Raw genomic sequence first — 15,331 nt, 5'->3', positions numbered from 1 at the left:
CGGTCATACCGGCCGGGAAGCGCGGAGCTCCGGGCCGAAGCGGGGTATACCCGGTTTACTTGCCGCCGTGAACGGATTTCCGGATGAGAGCCGCCTCGAACCCAGGGAAAATCCGGTTCACTTGTAGCACCATATCCGTCCAACCCCGTCAGCTTGTCAAGGGGGAAGTGGCCGGCCGGCGCGTCTAGGTGAATTTCCCCGCCAGGACCTTCAGGTGTCCCGAAAGCTCGTTCACCGAGGCGATGCCCTGGTGCGCCTGCTGGATGCGCGAGAAGATGTCCTGCGAGAGGGAGTTGATGTGGGCCACGTTGCCGTTGATGGTCTCGCTGGTGGCGGATTGCTGCTCCGCCGACGAGGCGATGGACCGGATCATGTCGGCGATGCGGTCCGACTGGGAGACGATGTCCGCGAAGATCCTGCCGGAGTGCTCGGCCATACTGGCCGCGTGCTCCACGGATTCCCTGGTTCCGGCCATGCCTCCAGCCACTGTGCTGGTGCCTTCCTGGATCTCATTGACCGCCTGGGCCACCTCGGCGGTGGCGTGCATGGTCTTCTCGGCCAGTTTGCGCACCTCGTCGGCCACCACGGCGAAGCCTCGCCCGGCCTCGCCCGCGCGGGCGGCCTCGATGGCCGCGTTCAGGGCCAGGAGGTTGGTCTGGTCGGCGATGTCGCCCACCACGTCCATGACCTTGCCGATGTTCATGGCCCGGTCTTTGAGTTCGGAGAGGGAGTCGGCCAGGTTCTGGGCCCGCGAGGCCACGGTCCTGGTTTCGTCGGCGGTGCGGCTGACGTCCTCGCCTCCCTTGAGGGCCACCTTGTGGGCGCTGTCCGAGACCCTGGCGGTTTCGCCCGCGTTCTTGGCCACGTCGATGACCGTGTCGTTCATCTGGTCCATGGCCAGGGTCAGGTTGGATGTCTCGGCGGCGGTCTGCTCCACGCTGCGGGTGAGCGCCTCCATCTGGGTGGAGAGCTCGCCTCCGGCCACGGACAACTTGGAGGCCACCATGCTTATTTCGCGGGCCACGTCCAGCAGCTTGGTGCGCTGCTCCTCGATGTGCACCTTGGCCTGCTCCTCGTCGGTCAGGTCCATGAACACGCCGATGACGCCCATGGTCTGGCCCTGAGCCCCGCGTAGCGGGGACACCTCGTAGTGCAGGGGGAAGATCGTTCCGTCGGCGCGCTCGTAGAGAATCTTGCCGCTGGCCGCGACCCCGGTGTTCATGACCTCGGTGGCGATGGTCACGGGCGCTCCACCTTCGCTCAAGGTCACGTCGGCGTGGCGGCAGACCAGCTCCGCCTGCTTCTGCCCCAGGATGACGCTCAGGGGTTGGTTGACGAAGCAGAACTCGCCGGTCTTGTCGGTGACGAAGAGGGGAATGTTGATGCCCGAAAGGACGCTGTTGTTGTATTCGAGCTGGTCCTGGATGGTGCGCACCATGGCCGCCAGGTCGCGCGAGAGCCCTGAGAGCTCGTCCTGGCCCTTGATCTGGAAGTCCACGTCATGGCGCCCCTGGCGCACCAGGGCGGTGTTTGCGGCCAGGGAGTTGATGCGCCTGAGCACGGCGCGCTTCATGAACCAGGTCACCAGCGAGAGCAGGAGCACAAGCCCCGCCAGGGAGATGAGCCCGCTCATGAGCTTGTCGTTGTCCGCCTGGGCCATGGTGGCGGAGATGTCCTGCAGGACCACGATGGCCCCGAGCACGGGTTTGGCCGCGCCGTGGCAATGGTGGCACTCGGGTTCGTTGCGGATGGGCTTGGTCATGGCCAGCATGTGCTTGCCATCCAGGGTGACGCGTCCCGAGGCTTCGTTTCCGCCAAGGGTCTTGCCCATCATGGCCGCGACCCCGGATTCTCCAAGGAAGGGCGCCAGATCCTTGCGGAGGGCGCCTTCGTTGGTGGAATAGGTCACGTTGCCCTTGAAATCGGTCAGGAAGATCTGCGAGGACTGTTCGCGCCGGGCCATTTTCCGGAAGACGTGGGAGGTCTCCTCGTTCTTGCCCAGGCGCATGGGCTCCTCGATGGCCATGAGGATGAGATCGGCCGTGCGGTCGGAGCTGGCCGAGACCAGTTGCATGGTGGAGCGGTTCTGCCATGTGGCGTTGGCCGCGAAAAGTCCGCTGAACACCAGGACGGATACTCCGGTGATGAGCAGCAGCACCCGGACCCCTAACGACTGGTAGAAGATGTGCATCGCCGCCCCCTAGTGCGCGCCGCCGAAGAGCATCGGCTTGAATCCGAAGGATTTGACCCTCTCGCCGTTGTGGCAGGTCTGGCATTCCTCGACGCTGAGCTTGTTCTTGATCAGGCTCTTCTCGCCTGATTCGGCGTGCGCCGAGCCGGGGCCGTGACAGACTTCGCAGCCCGCGTTGGCCAGTTCGGGAGTCTTTTCGAGGCTGACGAAGCCGCCGGGCTGTCCGTAGCCCGTGGTGTGGCAGGCGTAGCACTCCTTGAGCTCGCTTGGTTCGAGCTTGGAGGCCATGATCTGGATGGATTTGAACGAGTGTGCCTTTTTGGCGAATTTCGAGAAGGAGTCGAATTCCTTCTGGTGGCATTCGCCGCAGGCTTTGGAGCCTATGTAAGATTTCGGACCCGCTGACGCCCCTGGCAGCGAAAAGCCCAAGAACAACACCACTGCCACGAGAACGGCTGCCACCCGCATGTGCAACCCCCGTTACGGCTTGAGGTACGTTGAGAAATCTAGAGGTGTTACTTATTGATAAAAAGCGATATTTGCAATGTAAAAATTGATGCGACAGGCATCGTTACGTATTTGTAAGGGAGCGCGTGCGGCAAAGCAGTCTGGTCGGGCTGCGCCTACTCTAATGCGATCGATCGCGTGGTGAATGGTCTCTCGCAACAGGTTAACGAGAAGCGGACAATGGGATCGGTCGTTTGGAACGCTTGCGGCGGCGCAATAAAAACCGGCGCAAGCAAGGCTTGCGCCGGTCGATCGTACGAGTTTCCATGGCCTGCCGCCACGGGGGGCGCGGCGACACGCAGGGGTGCCGGCCGTCCGCTTTGGCCTGGCTACCAGTCCAGGGTGGCCTTGAACGCCTCGGCCAGGGTTTCCACATCCTCGCTGAGAAGCGTCTCGCCGCCGCACTTCACGGTCAGCTTGCCGTCCGTGGTGACGCGGCCGATGGGGGCCATCCACTGCCCGGCGAAGAGCTTCTCGAAGCTGGGCACGTTGCCGGAGGGCACTCCCACCACGAAGCGCGAGTGGCTCTCGGAGTAGAGAATCTCCAGGGGAGACAGGCAGTCGGGGCTCACGGGCACCCGCGAGAGGTCAACGTCCGCGCCCAGGCGGCCGCCGATGCACATCTCGGCCAGGGCCACGGCCAGGCCGCCGTCGGAGCAGTCGTGGCAGGCATTCACCTGACGGCCCTTGGCCGCCTTGCGCATGCTCTCGTAGCGTTTGCGGGCCGAGAGGGCATCCACCTGGGGGACTTCGGCCATGGACAGCTTCAGCTCGTCGGCCAGCTCCGATCCGCCCAGTTCCGGGCGGGTGAGACCCAGCACGTAGATCACGTCCCCGGACTGCTTGAAGTCCGAGGTCATGGCTTCGGAAGCATCCGGGATCACCGAAAGGACGGTGAAGAGCACCGTGGGCGGGATGGATATCTTGGACCCGCCACCGGTGTAGTCGTTCTTCATGGAGTCCTTGCCGGAGACGCAGGGCACGCCGTAGGCTTGGCAGAAGTGGGCCAGGGCCTGGTTGGCGCGCACCAGCTGGGCCAGCTTGTAGCGCCCGTCCGGGGTCTTGTCGGACTCGACCGGGTCGCACCAGCAGAAGTTGTCCACGCCCGCCATGTGGCTGATGTCGCCGCCCGTGGCCACGGCGTTGCGCACGGCCTCGTCGATGGCGCCGGCCATCATCCAGTAGGCGTCCAGGTCGGAATACTTGGGGCAGATGCCGTGGGAGAGCACCAGCGCCTCCTGGCGCGAGACCACCGGGCGGATCACCGCGGCGTCGGCCGGGCCGTCGCGCAGGACCCCCACCAGGGGCTTGACCACGCTGGACCCCTTCACCTCGTGGTCGTACTGGCGGATCATGTACTCCTTGGAGCAGATGTTCAGCCTGCCGAGCATGCGCGTAAGCAGCGCGCCATGGTCCGTGGCTGCGGGCAGGGGCGAGTCCTTGCCTGCGGGACGCTCCCACACGGCGGAAAGCGCCATGCGCGGGGTGCCCTCGTGCAGGAAATCCATGTCCAGGGAGGCCACGGGCTTTTCGCCGTAGGTCACGGTGAACCGGCCCGAATCGTTGAAGCGCCCGAGCACGGTGGCTTCCACGTCCATCTCGGCGGCCAGGGCCATGAAGCGCTCGATCTGGTCCGGGCCCACGGCGCAGGTCATGCGCTCCTGGGCCTCGGAGAGCAGGATCTCCCACGGGCGCAGGCCGTCGTACTTGAGGGGAGCCTTGGAAAGGTCCACCTCCGCGCCGCCGCTGTCGCCCGCCATCTCGCCCACCGACGAGGACAGGCCGCCCGCGCCGTTGTCGGTGATGGCGTGGTACAGGCCGGTGTCCCGGGCGCGCATGAGGAAGTCGTACATCTTGCGCTGGGTGATGGGGTCGCCGATCTGCACGGCCGTGGCCGGGGAGCCCTCGTGCAGCTCCTCGGAGGAGAAGGTGGCCCCGTGGATGCCGTCCTTGCCGATGCGTCCGCCGGTCATCACGATGAAGTCGCCGGGAAGGGCCTTCTTCTGGTAGCTGGGCTTGCCGTCAAGCGTGGCGGGCATGACGCCCACCGTGCCGCAGAACACCAGGGGCTTGCCCAGGAAGCGTTCGTGGAACACCACCGAGCCGTTCACGGTGGGGATGCCGGACTTGTTGCCGCCATGCTCCACGCCCTCGCGCACGCCTTCCATCACCCGTCGTGGGTGCAGGAGTCTCGGCGGCAGCGCCTCGTCGTAAAAGGGAGAAGCGAAGCAGAACACGTCGGTGTTGCACAAGAGGTTGGCGCCCATGCCCGTGCCCATGGGGTCGCGGTTGACGCCCACGATGCCGGTGAGGGCCCCGCCGTAGGGGTCCAGGGCCGAGGGGGAGTTGTGGGTCTCCACCTTGACGCAGAGGTGGTGGCCTTCGGTGAAGCGGATGACGCCCGCGTTGTCCTTGAACACGGACAGGCAGATGTCGCCGGCGCCCATGCTCTCGCGGATTTTGGCCGTGGAGCCCTGCACGTAGGTCTTGTACAGGCTGGAAATGGCCTGGCGGCGTCCGGTCTCGGTGTTCAGGTAGTCGATGTCGGCGGCGAAGATCTTGTGTTTGCAGTGCTCGGACCAGGTCTGGGCCAGCACTTCGAGCTCGGCGTCGGTGGGGTGCGCCGAAAGCCCGGCGGCCTTGCGGGAGGCGGCCACGGCTGGGTCGGCGTAGTGGGCGCGGATGGCCTGCATCTCCTCGAGAGACAGGGCCAGGACGTTGTCGCGCGAGAAGGCCATGAGCTCGGCGTCGCTCATGGCGGCCAGGTCCACCACGGCCACGTCGTCGCAAGACTTGCCCGTTACCTGGGCGGCCTTGGGTTCGAAGCCGGGGGCCTTGGCCCATTCCTCGGCGGACTTCACCTCGAAGCGTTGGATGAGTTCGTTGCACAGGTGGTCGCGGGCGATGTGCTCCACCTGCTTGAGATCAAGCGTCCCCTTCAGGGCGAACTGGGCCGAGGTGTACACGGCCAGCGTCTTGGCGCGCTCCTTGGGCAGGCCCAGCACCAGGGCCAGGGTCTCCTTGGCGGTGCGGCCTTCATTGTCGGTGACGCCGGGGCGGAAGCCCACCTCCACGATCCAGTCGAAGCCCGAGGCCAGGGGCGAAAGCGAGGCCGTGTGGGAGACGGGATCGTGCAGCGCGGCCGCATCCACGGCCTGCTGGGCTTCCTCGCGGGAAAGCCCGGCCACGGTGTAGGTCTTAACCACGGAGGCGTCGTCCACGGCCACGCCCAGTTCATGGGTTATGCGCATGGCCGCGCGGCGGCCGGGAACGTCCGGGATATTGGATTTCGGAGCTACTTCCACCCGAAAGAGCATGACGGATTTCCTTGTGGTTTTGATATGATTGTTCCGGGCCGCGCCTCGCGGCTGGAGGCCCTGTTTCGTTAGTCGTCGCCGGCCCAGAGGATGCGGTGCCCGCCCTGGTTCTTGGCCGTGTAGGACGCCTTGTCCGCCCGCCGCAGGAGCGAGGACGGCGACTCGGTCTCGCCAAGCATGGCCAGGCCCACGGAGAGGCCCAGGAGCCCCTTGAACTGGTCGTCCACGGCCTTGCTGACGCGCGAGGCCAGGTGTTCGAGCTGGGGGGGCTCGATCTCCGTGACCACCACTGCGAACTCGTCCCCGCCGTAGCGGCAGGGGTAGTCCATGCCGGTGCGCAGCCTGCTCTTCAGGATGCGCGAGATGGCCCTGAGCACCTCGTCCCCGGCCTGGTGGCCCTTGGTGTCGTTGATTGTCTTGAAGTTGTCCATGTCGAAGAACATGAGCCCCATCTTGCGGCCTGTGCGCCTGGAACGCTGGGCTTCGCGGTCCAGGATGACGTGGAACTGGTAGTGGTTGAGAAGCCCGGTGAGCCCGTCGAACAGGGCCAGGCGCTTGAGCTTCTCCTCCAGGCGGCGCACCACGGTGATGTCGCGGCCCACCACCAGCCACTGCTTCTGGCCGCCGGGAGTCTTGGGCAGGGGCGAGAAGACCAGCTCCAGGGTGTGGCCGAATTCCTCGCCGGCGGAGAGCACCGCTTCCACGGGGGCGGGCGCGCCCGTAAGCAGTTCCGGGTCCCACGGCCCCTGGTAGCTGGTGACCGGCTTGGCGATCTGGAAAATGTTCTTTTCCAGCAGCTGCGAGACGCGCGGCGAGGCGAAGGTGATGCGCCCCACAGGGTCGATGGTGAACACCGCGTCGCGCATGGACTTGACCAGCTTCTCCAGGAATTCTCCTTGCTTGAGGGCCTTGAATTCCCAGCCTGAGACCAGGGTGACGTCTTCCAGGAACAGGAGTATCTCGCTGCGGCCCTGCCACTGGCGTTTCTCGGCGGCCAGGTAGACGCAGGCGTCGGTAACGTGGCTCTCACCCTTCCAGAGGCAGAATATCTTGTGCAGCGAGGCGGATTCCGGGTCGGCCAGGAAGCTGTCCCACTCGGTGTCGCGCGAGAAGCCCTTGCCCTCGCCCAGGGCGGCCCAAAGGTCCATGCCCTTGCCGTCGCCTGCGACGCCGAGGAACTGGCGGAGGCGGTCGTTGATTTCCAGTATCCTGCCCTTGGGGGAGAGCCGGGCCACGCCCACGGGCAGCTGGTCCAGGGTGTGGGCCTTTGTTTCCAGCACGGTCTGGCGCAGGGCGAAGTTCTCGTAGCTCTGGCTCACGAAGCGCAGGTAGAGCTCGACCTGTCGGGCGGTGTCAGGAGCCAGGCCCTTGCGGGTCAGGCGCAGTTCGCCCAGGACCAGCCCGTTCGTTCTGAGCGGATAGGTGACGGAAGCGCCTTGCGCGAGGCTCCACGCCAGCGACTCGAAGCCGTTTTCCGCCTTGCGGCGCTCGATACCGTGCGCCGTGTTGGATATGAAAAGGTCCCAGCTGTCGTAGGCGGGGATGCCCAGGGCCAGCTCCCAGCTCTCGATGCCCCATTCCCAGCGCAGGTGGCGTCCGATGATGGTGGCCACATCGGCCTTGCCGCCGCTGGCCTGGGCCACCTCGGATGCCAGGAAGTGGTATTCCTGCATGAGCTTAAGGGTGTGCTGGTAATAGCGCTCGTTGGGGGCGGACTCGGCGATGCCCAGGGTGGAGAGCACGGACTGGAAGCGCTGGGCGCAACGGTTGAGCAGCTCCTCGATTTCCTCCTGGCTCAGGGACAGGCGGCGTTGGAGCATGGCCCGGAAATGGATGATGGCCGTGGGGTTCTCGGCTGAGCCCAGTTCCAGCTCGGACCATCGGGTGGCCAGGATGATGCATTGGGTCAGGGGATCGTAGCTGTCGAGCCCCTCATAGTCGTGGTGGTTGTCCACGCAGGTGGCGCTCTGCAGGGGGATGTGCCAATCGTCGAGGAGCTGGGTGGTGAGCTGGCAATGGTCGGTGTGCCAGATGTCGCGCTCCTCCTCGATCTGGCCGGGCACAAAGGCGGTGATGACCGGCCCGTGGGCCGTGCCCGCGAATTTGGAGGGATCGGCGCAGACCAGCAGGAGAAGCGAGATATCCTTGAGCAGGGCGGTGAGGTAGGCCTGGTCCGCCAGTTCCCGGCAGAGGTGTTCGGCCAGCAGTTCGGCGGCGATGGCCGACCATATGGTGAGGCGCCAGTTGGAGAAGAAATCGATGCCCCGGCGCTCGAAGGCCTCGTTCAGGTGCTTCTGGTAGGTGACCGACAGGGCGATCTTGAGGATTTCCTTGGTGCCCAGAATGGTGGCGGCGCGTTTAAGGTCCGTGACCTTCTGGGTGGAGCCGTAGTAGGGCGAGTTGGCCAGGTTGAGCACGGTGGCGGTGAGCACCGGGTCCATGGCCAGCACCCTGGCGATGACTTCGAAGTCGGGCGAGGGCTTGACCGCCTCCTCCAGGAGCTGCAGCATCACCGGGGGGAAGGTGATCTGCATGCACTGGCGCAGCGAAGCGATGGGATTGGTCATATCGCGCCTATCCGCCGGTTATTTGTCCCGTCTGGCCATGCCCTCCAATGCTGCTCGCAGGAGTCTGGCTTCGGCCGAGTCGGGGAACGCCTCAAGGCACTGGCCGGCTTTGTCCAGGTAGGAGGCTGCCATGTCCCGGGTCTGTTCGGCGTAGCCTCCCGAGGCCACGGCCGCCAGGGCCGACACCAACTGGTCTTCGGACAAGGTGTCGTCCTTGAATGCCTGTGTAAACCTTTTCCGGTGCTCGCCGTCAAGGCTGGCGATGTAGGAAATGAGCGGCAGGGTCAGCTTGCCCTCGCGGATGTCCGAGCCCTTGGGCTTGCCGGAGACCTCCTTGGGGGAGGTGTAGTCCAGGGCGTCGTCCACCAGCTGGAAGGCAATGCCCAGGTTCATGCCGAAGTCTCCGGCCGCGTCGGCCAGGGCTTGCGGAGCCCCGGCCATGAGCGCCCCGGCCTGGCAGGCGGACTGGATGAGACAGGCGGTCTTGCCGGTGATGATCTCCAGATAGCTGTCCATGGAGAGCGCCACGTCCCGTATGTGGGCGATCTCCTGGATTTCGCCGCTCACCGTCTTCATGATGGCGTTGGAGAGGCACTCCGTGAGCACGGGCTTGCCGTAGCGGGCCACCATGGAGTTGGCCAGGGCCAGCAGGGCGTCCCCGGCCAGAATGGTGTGGGTTGTGCCGAAGACCGTGTGGGCGGCGGGCTTGCCCCGGCGAAGGGCCGCGTCGTCCAGGATGTCGTCGTGCAGCAGGGTGGCCGAGTGCAGAAGCTCCAGCGAGCAGGCCAGGGGATAGACGTCTTCGTCCTCTCCCAAGCCCAGGGCCCGCGCCGTCAGGATGGTGAGCAGCGGGCGCAGGCGCTTGCCCCCGGCGGCCAGCACGTGGTCGGCGGCGGGGCGCACGTAGGGGTTGAGCTCTGCCACGTGTTCGCGCAGGCACTCTTCGATCTTGGGAAGCTCCCGGGCAAGATAATCGGCGAATTCGTTCATGATGATGGTGTCTTCACGGGTCGGACCCGGTTTATCGCGGGCCTGGGCCGGCAATCAGCCCAGCCAGCAGGGCCCCAAGGCCAGCCAGGGCCTGTTCGAGCTTCCATTTGGCGCGGTCGCGCTCCCCAACACGGTTGGAGATGGTCCGCACCTCCAAAAAAGGCACGCCTCGGCTTGCGCAGCCAAGGGCCAGGGAAAATCCCTCCATGCTCTCCGAGAGCGCCCCGTGGCGTCCGGCCAGGGCCGTGGCGCGCTCCGGACATCCGGTGATCCCGGCCACGGTGATGGCCGTCCCGGAGACGAGTCCGGCAGGCAGCGTAAGCCCCATGGCCTGCGCGGCGGCGAGCGGATCGAGCCCTATGCGCTGAACAACGCTTTGGCCGCCAGCCCGCAACTGCGGAAAGGCGAAACCGGATGCGTCGGCCAGGCCGTCGGGGCCGACGACCCCGTAATCCGCGTACACTTCCGCGTCGGCCGCAACCGCGGCTTCCAGCGGAGCCGCGTCCAGGTCGAAGCTGCCGGCCACTCCGAGATTGAGCACCCCGGAAATTTCATGCCGCCCAAGCGCCGCTCCCAGCTCCAGGGCCGCGTTCACCGGACCCACGCCGGTCACGATCAGCAGCGTCTCGCGTCCGGCCAGCCGGGCCATGGCCGCGCCGCGAGCGGGAATCTCCGGCTCCGGGGACGACAGTCCGGCCAAGGCCGCGCGCATCTCGCCCTGCGTGGCCGTGACCAGGGCCAGGGGCGCTTGCGGGCCGCGCCGTGCGGTGTCGTCCATATGCGCCCCCGGGTGCGGCTCGTAAAAACTGCGGCAGGCGCTTGCGGCAGCCGTGCCTGTCGCGAAAATCTAACGCTTCCTGACCAGGGCCAGGTATTTCCCCTCGCCGAATTCACGCAACTCGGCGATGTCCGCCTGCCGGTGCGCTGCCACCAGTTCCAGTTTGCGGCGCTGGTCGGGGCATATCTCCACTTCGATCACCCCGCCGCTTTCCAGGGCCTTGAGAAGCGAACTCGCTTCCAGAAAGCCTTTTCAGCAATCGCCCGCGCAATTGAGGCGAGGTATCCGGGTCACGCTACAACCTCCAGTAGGAGAGTCCGGCGGCGGCCACGGCGGCCTTGTCGAAAGTGCCCCTGATGTCCATGAGCAGGCCCGCGTCCTTGGCGGCGAAACGGCCCTTCAGGGCAGGAACGGGCATGTCCTTGTACGCCTGGTGGCCCACGGCCACGATGAGAGCCTCAAGGTTCGTGAAATCTTCGATCGGCGAGAGCGTAAGCCCGTACTCGTGCATGGCTTCCTCGTGGTCGGCCATGGGATCGTGCACCTTGACGCGCACTCCGTATTCCTCCAGTTCGCGGATCACGTCCACTACTTTGGTGTTGCGCAGGTCCGGCACGTTCTCCTTGAAGGTCAGGCCCCACACGCCCACGGTGGCCCCGCTGATGGGCCGCTTGGCCGCTATGAGGCGCTTGATGCACACCTCGGCCACGTGCTTGCCCATGGAGTCGTTGATGCGCCGTCCGGCCAGGATCACCTGGGGGTGCAGGCCCAGCCCCTCGGCCAGGAATGTCAGGTAGTAGGGGTCCACGCCGATGCAGTGGCCGCCGACGAGGCCCGGCCGGAAGGGCAGGAAGTTCCACTTGGATCCCGCTGCTTCCAGCACCTCCTGCGTGTCGATGCCCACCTTCTCGCAGATGAGCGCCAGCTCGTTCATGAGGGCGATGTTCAGGTCGCGCTGGGTGTTCTCGATGATCTTGGCCGCCTCGGCCACCTTGATGGAGCTGGCCCGGTGCACGCCCGCGCTCACCACGGAGCCGTACACGGCGCAGAGCATCTCGCGCACGGCCTCGGTCTGGCCGGACACCACCTTCACGATGGTCTCCAGGGTGTTCACCTTGTCGCCGGGATTGATGCGCTCGGGGGAATAGCCCAGGAAAAAGTCCTTGCCGCAGGTCAGGCCCGAGTGCTCCTCCAGGAGGGGCTGGCAGACCTCCTCGGTGAGGCCGGGATACACGGTGGACTCGTAGACCACCACGCTGCCGGGCTTGAGCTCTTTACCCACGGTGATGGAGGCCGAGCGCACGGGATGCAGGTCCGGGCTGCGGTGGGAGTCGATGGGGGTGGGCACGGCCACGATGAGCAGGCGGCATTCGGAAAGCTTCGCGGGGTCGGCGGTGTAGTCTACCGTGACCTGGGCCAGGGCGGCCGCGTCCACTTCGCCGGTGTCGTCGATGCCTTCGCGCAGGCGCTCGATGCGCCGGGCGGAAATATCGAAGCCCACCACGTTGAAATGCCGGGCGAGCGCCACCGCCAGGGGCAGGCCCACGTAGCCCAGGCCGACAACGGCCAGCTTCGCTTGGCCTGCTTTCAGTTCTTCGAACGAGACCATGTCATTCTCCGTCATATGTATCGGGGCGAAGTCACTACCGGACTTTCCCCCCGGCATCAAGCGGGCTGGACAGACCCGGGGAGCGGGACTAGGTTTGGAGCATGAACATCGATTGGAAGCTCGTCGCCATGGCCCTGGGCATTGCCCTGGTCATCGAGGGAATGCCGTATTTTCTCTTCGCCGAAAAGATGCCTCAAGTCCTGCGGATGCTGTCCGCGCTGCCGCCCCGGTCGCTTCGCCTGATCGGCGCGTGCTCCATGGCCCTGGGGCTGTGCCTGGCCTGGTACATGCGCCTGCTGGTGTAGCCGCCTACGCCTTCTTCACTCCCACGTGAATGACCACGATCCCGAAAGCCAGCTTTTCCCAATAGACGCGCTCGAACCCGGCCGAGCGGAGTTCGCCCGCCAGGGTGTGGGCGTCCGGGAACTCCAGGATGGTGTCGGCCAGGTAGCGGTAGGCGCCGTCGTCCTTGGAGAACACCCGCCCGATGGCCGGCAGCAGCCGGTTCAGATAGAAATTGTATATGCCGCCGAGGATGCGCTGTTTGCCCGAGCCGAACTCCAGGATGCACAGGCGTCCGCCGGGTTTGAGCACGCGCAGGAGTTCCGCGTAGGCCTCCTGGCGGGGCTTTATGTTGCGGATGCCGAAGGCGATGCTGGCGGCCTCGAAGGTTTCGTCCGCGAAGGGCAGGGCGCGTCCGTCGGCCTGCACCGGGGCGATGGTCGAGACGCCCCTGGCGCGAAGCTTCCCGCTTCCCTGCACCAGCATGGGCAGGCAGAAATCCGCCGCGGCCACCCGGCATTGCGGGTGGCGTCCGGCCGCCTCCAGGGACACGTCCAGGGTCCCGGCGGCCAGGTCCAGCAGGCGGCTGGCGCGGCTTCGGGGCAGCTCCAGATGGTCCACCAGGCGCCTGCGCCAGAGGATGTCCAGGCCCAGGCTCAGGAAATGGTTGAGGAAGTCGTACCAGCCCGCGATGCGCCCGAACATGGAGGCCACGCGCTGGCCGTGATCGTTCGCCACGCGCTAGTCCTCGTCCCCGGACTGGCCCGGATGGGGCGTGTGCTCGGTGATGGTGCGCAGCACTTCGAGATAGATGCGGGAGAAGTGGCTGGTGAAGTTGGACGGCGAGATGCGCCCGGTCTCCACGAACTTGACCACGATCTCCTTGGCCACCTGCAGGGCCTTGTCTTGTATCTTGTCCACGGCGTGCTCCGTAGTGTGATTGTGCAAAAACCGCCCGGGGGGAAATGGCCTTTGACCACCAAAGGACAAACCGGGCGGAAAAGAGAAATACCTTGAAGCACTCCCCTTTTTTTCAAAGCCTAGCACGGCGGGCCTGAGGAGTCGAGGGGCCGGGGGCCTCGCCGGTTTCCGGCAAGCCCCCCGGCGGATCAAGCGGAAACAACGGCGCCCCGGCGAGGTTGCAGGCTCGCCTGGGACGCCAGCAGCTGCCCTAGAACGGCAGGATCTTGCGGCCGCGAGCTTCCTCCAGCACCTCGGCCATGCCCAGGTAGAAGGCCGACGCGCCGCACACGATGCCTTCCCAGCCGGCGATGGTGCCGATCAGCTCCGAGCCGGTCCAGTCGCGCACGGCCAGCAGGAAGAACAGGATGGTCAGCGACCCGAAGATGAACTTGAGCACCGGGCCCTTGTTCAGCGTGCCGATGAACATGAACAGGGTGAACAGGCCCCACACGAACAGGTACCAGGCCATGAAGGCGTGCTCGGTCGCGCCGGTGATGCCCCATTTGGGGGCCACGATGAGAAACACCAGGGTGAGCCAGAACATGCCGTAGCTCGTAAAGGCCGTGTATGCGAAGGTGTTGCCCTTCTTGTATTCCAGCACGCCCGCGATCACCTGGGCGATGCCGCCGTAGAAGATCCCCATGGCCAGGATCATGGCGCTGATGGGGAAAAATCCGGCGTTGTGGATGTTGAGCAGGATGGTGGTCATTCCGAACCCGAGCAGGCCTACGGGGGCCGGGTTGGCCGTCTTCTGATCCATTGCTTTCAGACTCCTGGGGTATGGTTGTAGTGTGGGGGCGATCCTTCGGGAGGTGAAGAATGGCCTCGGAAAAAGCCCCGTCCCGTTAAGGGACGGGGCATGCCGTGCAAGTACGGGGAAGCTGAATGAGGCGGCGTGATGCGCGAACGGACTAGATTTCGACCAGGTCGTAGCGCTGGGTGCCCAGGCCGATCTCCTCGGCGTAGGAGAGCTGGAGATCGCCCAGGGTGTGCCGCCACAGGCCCTGGAACTTGTGCTGCCCCGGGGCGTGGTTGGCGTGCAGGTGCGAACCCGGCAGCGCCGCCTGCTGATTGACCAGATCAAGGCAGGCTTTGTCAATGGCCACGGGGTCGCTGGAGGCCAGGATTCCGATGTCGGGCACGATTGGGGCGTCGGACCAGGGCACGCAGTCGCAGTCCGGAGTGATGTTCACCAGGAAGTTGACGTAGCCGGTCTTGGCCTTGCGGCCCTTCACCGCGCCGAAGGCGTATTCCACCATTTTCTCGGTGAAGGGGCCGAGTTCGGTGGCCCAGTCCATGGAGATGGCCTTGGGGCGGCAGACCGTGATGCACTCGCCGCAGCCGATGCAGAGGTTCTTGTCGATGGTGGCCTTTTTGGCGCTGACGTTCACGGCCTTCTCCGGGCAGACCTTCAGGCACTCGGCGCAGCCGATGCACGGCCCCTGGTCCACCTGGAAGCGGGGGGAGTGCTGGTCGCGCTTGCCCGCCGGGGGAGCGCAGCCCATGGCCAGGTTCTTGATGGCCCCGCCGAATCCGGCCATCTCGTGGCCCTTGAAGTGGCTGACGGCCAGCAGGGAGTCGGCCTCCAGGATTCCGGTGGCGATCTTGACCTTCTTGAAATGCTTGAGCCCGACCCGCACCTCACGCCAGTCGTTGCCGCGCAGGCCGTCGGCCACGACCACGGGCGCGCCCGCGGTCTCGGGGCCGAAGCCATGCAGGAACGCCGTTCGCAGGTGGTCCACGGCGTTGTGGCGCGAACCGGAGTAGAGCGTGGCCGTGTCGGTGAGGAAGGGGCTGGCCCCGTATTTCTTGAGCTTGTCGATCAGCGCCCGGATGAGCACAGGGCTGACGAAGGTGTCGTTGCCGAGCTCGCCGAAGTGGACCTTCACTGCAGCGAGGGCGTCCTTGCCCGCGAGCTTCTTGAATCCGGCCTGCTCGAAGAGCTTGCCCACGCGGGAGAGCTTGTTGTCCTTGGGACCCCTGGCCCGAAGGTTGGCGAAATAGACGGCGCTTGGTTTGGCGGCCATGGAAGGCTCCTTGAAAACTGTTAACCTGGATGAATATAGTTAGGCGACTCCATTTTGAACCCTGGCGGGCTCGAGGTCAAGCCGGGCGGACGGATTGACA

At 65.5% G+C, this 15,331-nt stretch carries 13 protein-coding genes; 1 reads left to right on the top strand and 12 read right to left on the bottom strand.

Features of this window, described 5'->3' with window-relative positions; genetic code table 11:
• Positions 1 to 184: 184 nt before the first annotated feature.
• From ML540_RS17515 to ML540_RS17485, 8 genes are all read right to left on the bottom strand, one after another.
• Positions 185 to 2,191 (bottom strand): methyl-accepting chemotaxis protein, encoded by a 2,007-nt coding sequence (locus ML540_RS17515; protein WP_243364646.1) that lies wholly within the window; start codon positions 2,189 to 2,191, stop codon positions 185 to 187.
• A 9-nt stretch (positions 2,192 to 2,200) separates the two neighbouring features.
• A complete protein-coding gene (locus ML540_RS17510; RefSeq protein WP_243364634.1) occupies positions 2,201 to 2,659 on the bottom strand; it encodes a cytochrome c family protein in 459 nt (152 codons plus the stop codon).
• 368 nt (positions 2,660 to 3,027) lie between these two features.
• Positions 3,028 to 6,015, bottom strand: coding sequence for an AIR synthase-related protein (locus ML540_RS17505; protein WP_243364631.1), 2,988 nt, complete (start codon positions 6,013 to 6,015; stop codon positions 3,028 to 3,030).
• Positions 6,016 to 6,083: 68 nt separating this feature from the next.
• Entirely contained in the window at positions 6,084 to 8,582 is a 2,499-nt protein-coding gene (locus tag ML540_RS17500) for a sensor domain-containing diguanylate cyclase (protein ID WP_243364623.1), read from the bottom strand.
• An 18-nt stretch (positions 8,583 to 8,600) separates the two neighbouring features.
• The gene (locus tag ML540_RS17495; RefSeq protein ID WP_243364606.1) at positions 8,601 to 9,572 is read right to left on the bottom strand and encodes a polyprenyl synthetase family protein; all 972 of its coding nucleotides are present in this window, start codon (positions 9,570 to 9,572) and stop codon (positions 8,601 to 8,603) included.
• A 31-nt stretch (positions 9,573 to 9,603) separates the two neighbouring features.
• Entirely contained in the window at positions 9,604 to 10,350 is a 747-nt protein-coding gene (gene mqnB / locus ML540_RS17490) for a futalosine hydrolase (RefSeq protein ID WP_243364604.1), read from the bottom strand.
• Between the two features lie 69 nt (positions 10,351 to 10,419).
• Positions 10,420 to 10,551 carry a hypothetical protein gene (locus ML540_RS17880; RefSeq protein ID WP_279343533.1) on the bottom strand — a complete coding sequence of 44 codons (132 nt, stop codon included), beginning with the start codon at positions 10,549 to 10,551 and terminating at the stop codon, positions 10,420 to 10,422.
• A gap of 94 nt (positions 10,552 to 10,645) precedes the next feature.
• Complete coding sequence (locus tag ML540_RS17485; protein ID WP_243364602.1) at positions 10,646 to 11,959, bottom strand: nucleotide sugar dehydrogenase; 1,314 nt, start codon at positions 11,957 to 11,959, stop codon at positions 10,646 to 10,648.
• A 101-nt stretch (positions 11,960 to 12,060) separates the two neighbouring features.
• On the opposite strand from ML540_RS17485, the gene ML540_RS17480 reads away from it, so the two are divergent.
• Positions 12,061 to 12,264 (top strand): DUF2065 domain-containing protein, encoded by a 204-nt coding sequence (locus ML540_RS17480; protein WP_243364583.1) that lies wholly within the window; start codon positions 12,061 to 12,063, stop codon positions 12,262 to 12,264.
• Between the two features lie 4 nt (positions 12,265 to 12,268).
• On the opposite strand, the gene ML540_RS17475 is transcribed toward ML540_RS17480, so the two are convergent.
• The 4 genes from ML540_RS17475 to ML540_RS17460 form a co-directional block, all read right to left on the bottom strand.
• Positions 12,269 to 12,979, bottom strand: coding sequence for a ubiquinone/menaquinone biosynthesis methyltransferase (locus ML540_RS17475; protein ID WP_243364581.1), 711 nt, complete (start codon positions 12,977 to 12,979; stop codon positions 12,269 to 12,271).
• Between the two features lie 3 nt (positions 12,980 to 12,982).
• A complete protein-coding gene (locus ML540_RS17470) occupies positions 12,983 to 13,162 on the bottom strand; it encodes a hypothetical protein (protein ID WP_243364577.1) in 180 nt (59 codons plus the stop codon).
• A gap of 250 nt (positions 13,163 to 13,412) precedes the next feature.
• Entirely contained in the window at positions 13,413 to 13,973 is a 561-nt protein-coding gene (locus ML540_RS17995; RefSeq protein ID WP_341482676.1) for an acetate uptake transporter, read from the bottom strand.
• Between the two features lie 142 nt (positions 13,974 to 14,115).
• A complete protein-coding gene (locus ML540_RS17460) occupies positions 14,116 to 15,231 on the bottom strand; it encodes a DUF362 domain-containing protein (RefSeq protein ID WP_243364574.1) in 1,116 nt (371 codons plus the stop codon).
• Positions 15,232 to 15,331 lie beyond the last annotated feature (100 nt).

The organism is Fundidesulfovibrio terrae, from assembly GCF_022808915.1.
In the GTDB taxonomy this organism is placed as follows: Bacteria; Desulfobacterota; Desulfovibrionia; order Desulfovibrionales; family Desulfovibrionaceae; genus Fundidesulfovibrio; species Fundidesulfovibrio terrae.
This window is presented reverse-complemented; position numbering and strand designations above follow the sequence as displayed.

Excerpts from the sequence above, each read along its gene's own strand:
- ML540_RS17515 (WP_243364646.1), bottom strand. The coding sequence starts at position 2,191 with ATGCACATCTTCTACCAGTCGTTAGGGGTCCGGGTGCTGCTGCTCATC.
- ML540_RS17510 (WP_243364634.1), bottom strand. The coding sequence starts at position 2,659 with ATGCGGGTGGCAGCCGTTCTCGTGGCAGTGGTGTTGTTCTTGGGCTTT.
- ML540_RS17505 (WP_243364631.1), bottom strand. The coding sequence starts at position 6,015 with ATGCTCTTTCGGGTGGAAGTAGCTCCGAAATCCAATATCCCGGACGTT.
- ML540_RS17500 (WP_243364623.1), bottom strand. The coding sequence starts at position 8,582 with ATGACCAATCCCATCGCTTCGCTGCGCCAGTGCATGCAGATCACCTTC.
- ML540_RS17495 (WP_243364606.1), bottom strand. The coding sequence starts at position 9,572 with ATGAACGAATTCGCCGATTATCTTGCCCGGGAGCTTCCCAAGATCGAA.
- mqnB (WP_243364604.1), bottom strand. The coding sequence starts at position 10,350 with ATGGACGACACCGCACGGCGCGGCCCGCAAGCGCCCCTGGCCCTGGTC.
- ML540_RS17485 (WP_243364602.1), bottom strand. The coding sequence starts at position 11,959 with ATGGTCTCGTTCGAAGAACTGAAAGCAGGCCAAGCGAAGCTGGCCGTT.
- ML540_RS17480 (WP_243364583.1), top strand. The coding sequence starts at position 12,061 with ATGAACATCGATTGGAAGCTCGTCGCCATGGCCCTGGGCATTGCCCTG.
- ML540_RS17460 (WP_243364574.1), bottom strand. The coding sequence starts at position 15,231 with ATGGCCGCCAAACCAAGCGCCGTCTATTTCGCCAACCTTCGGGCCAGG.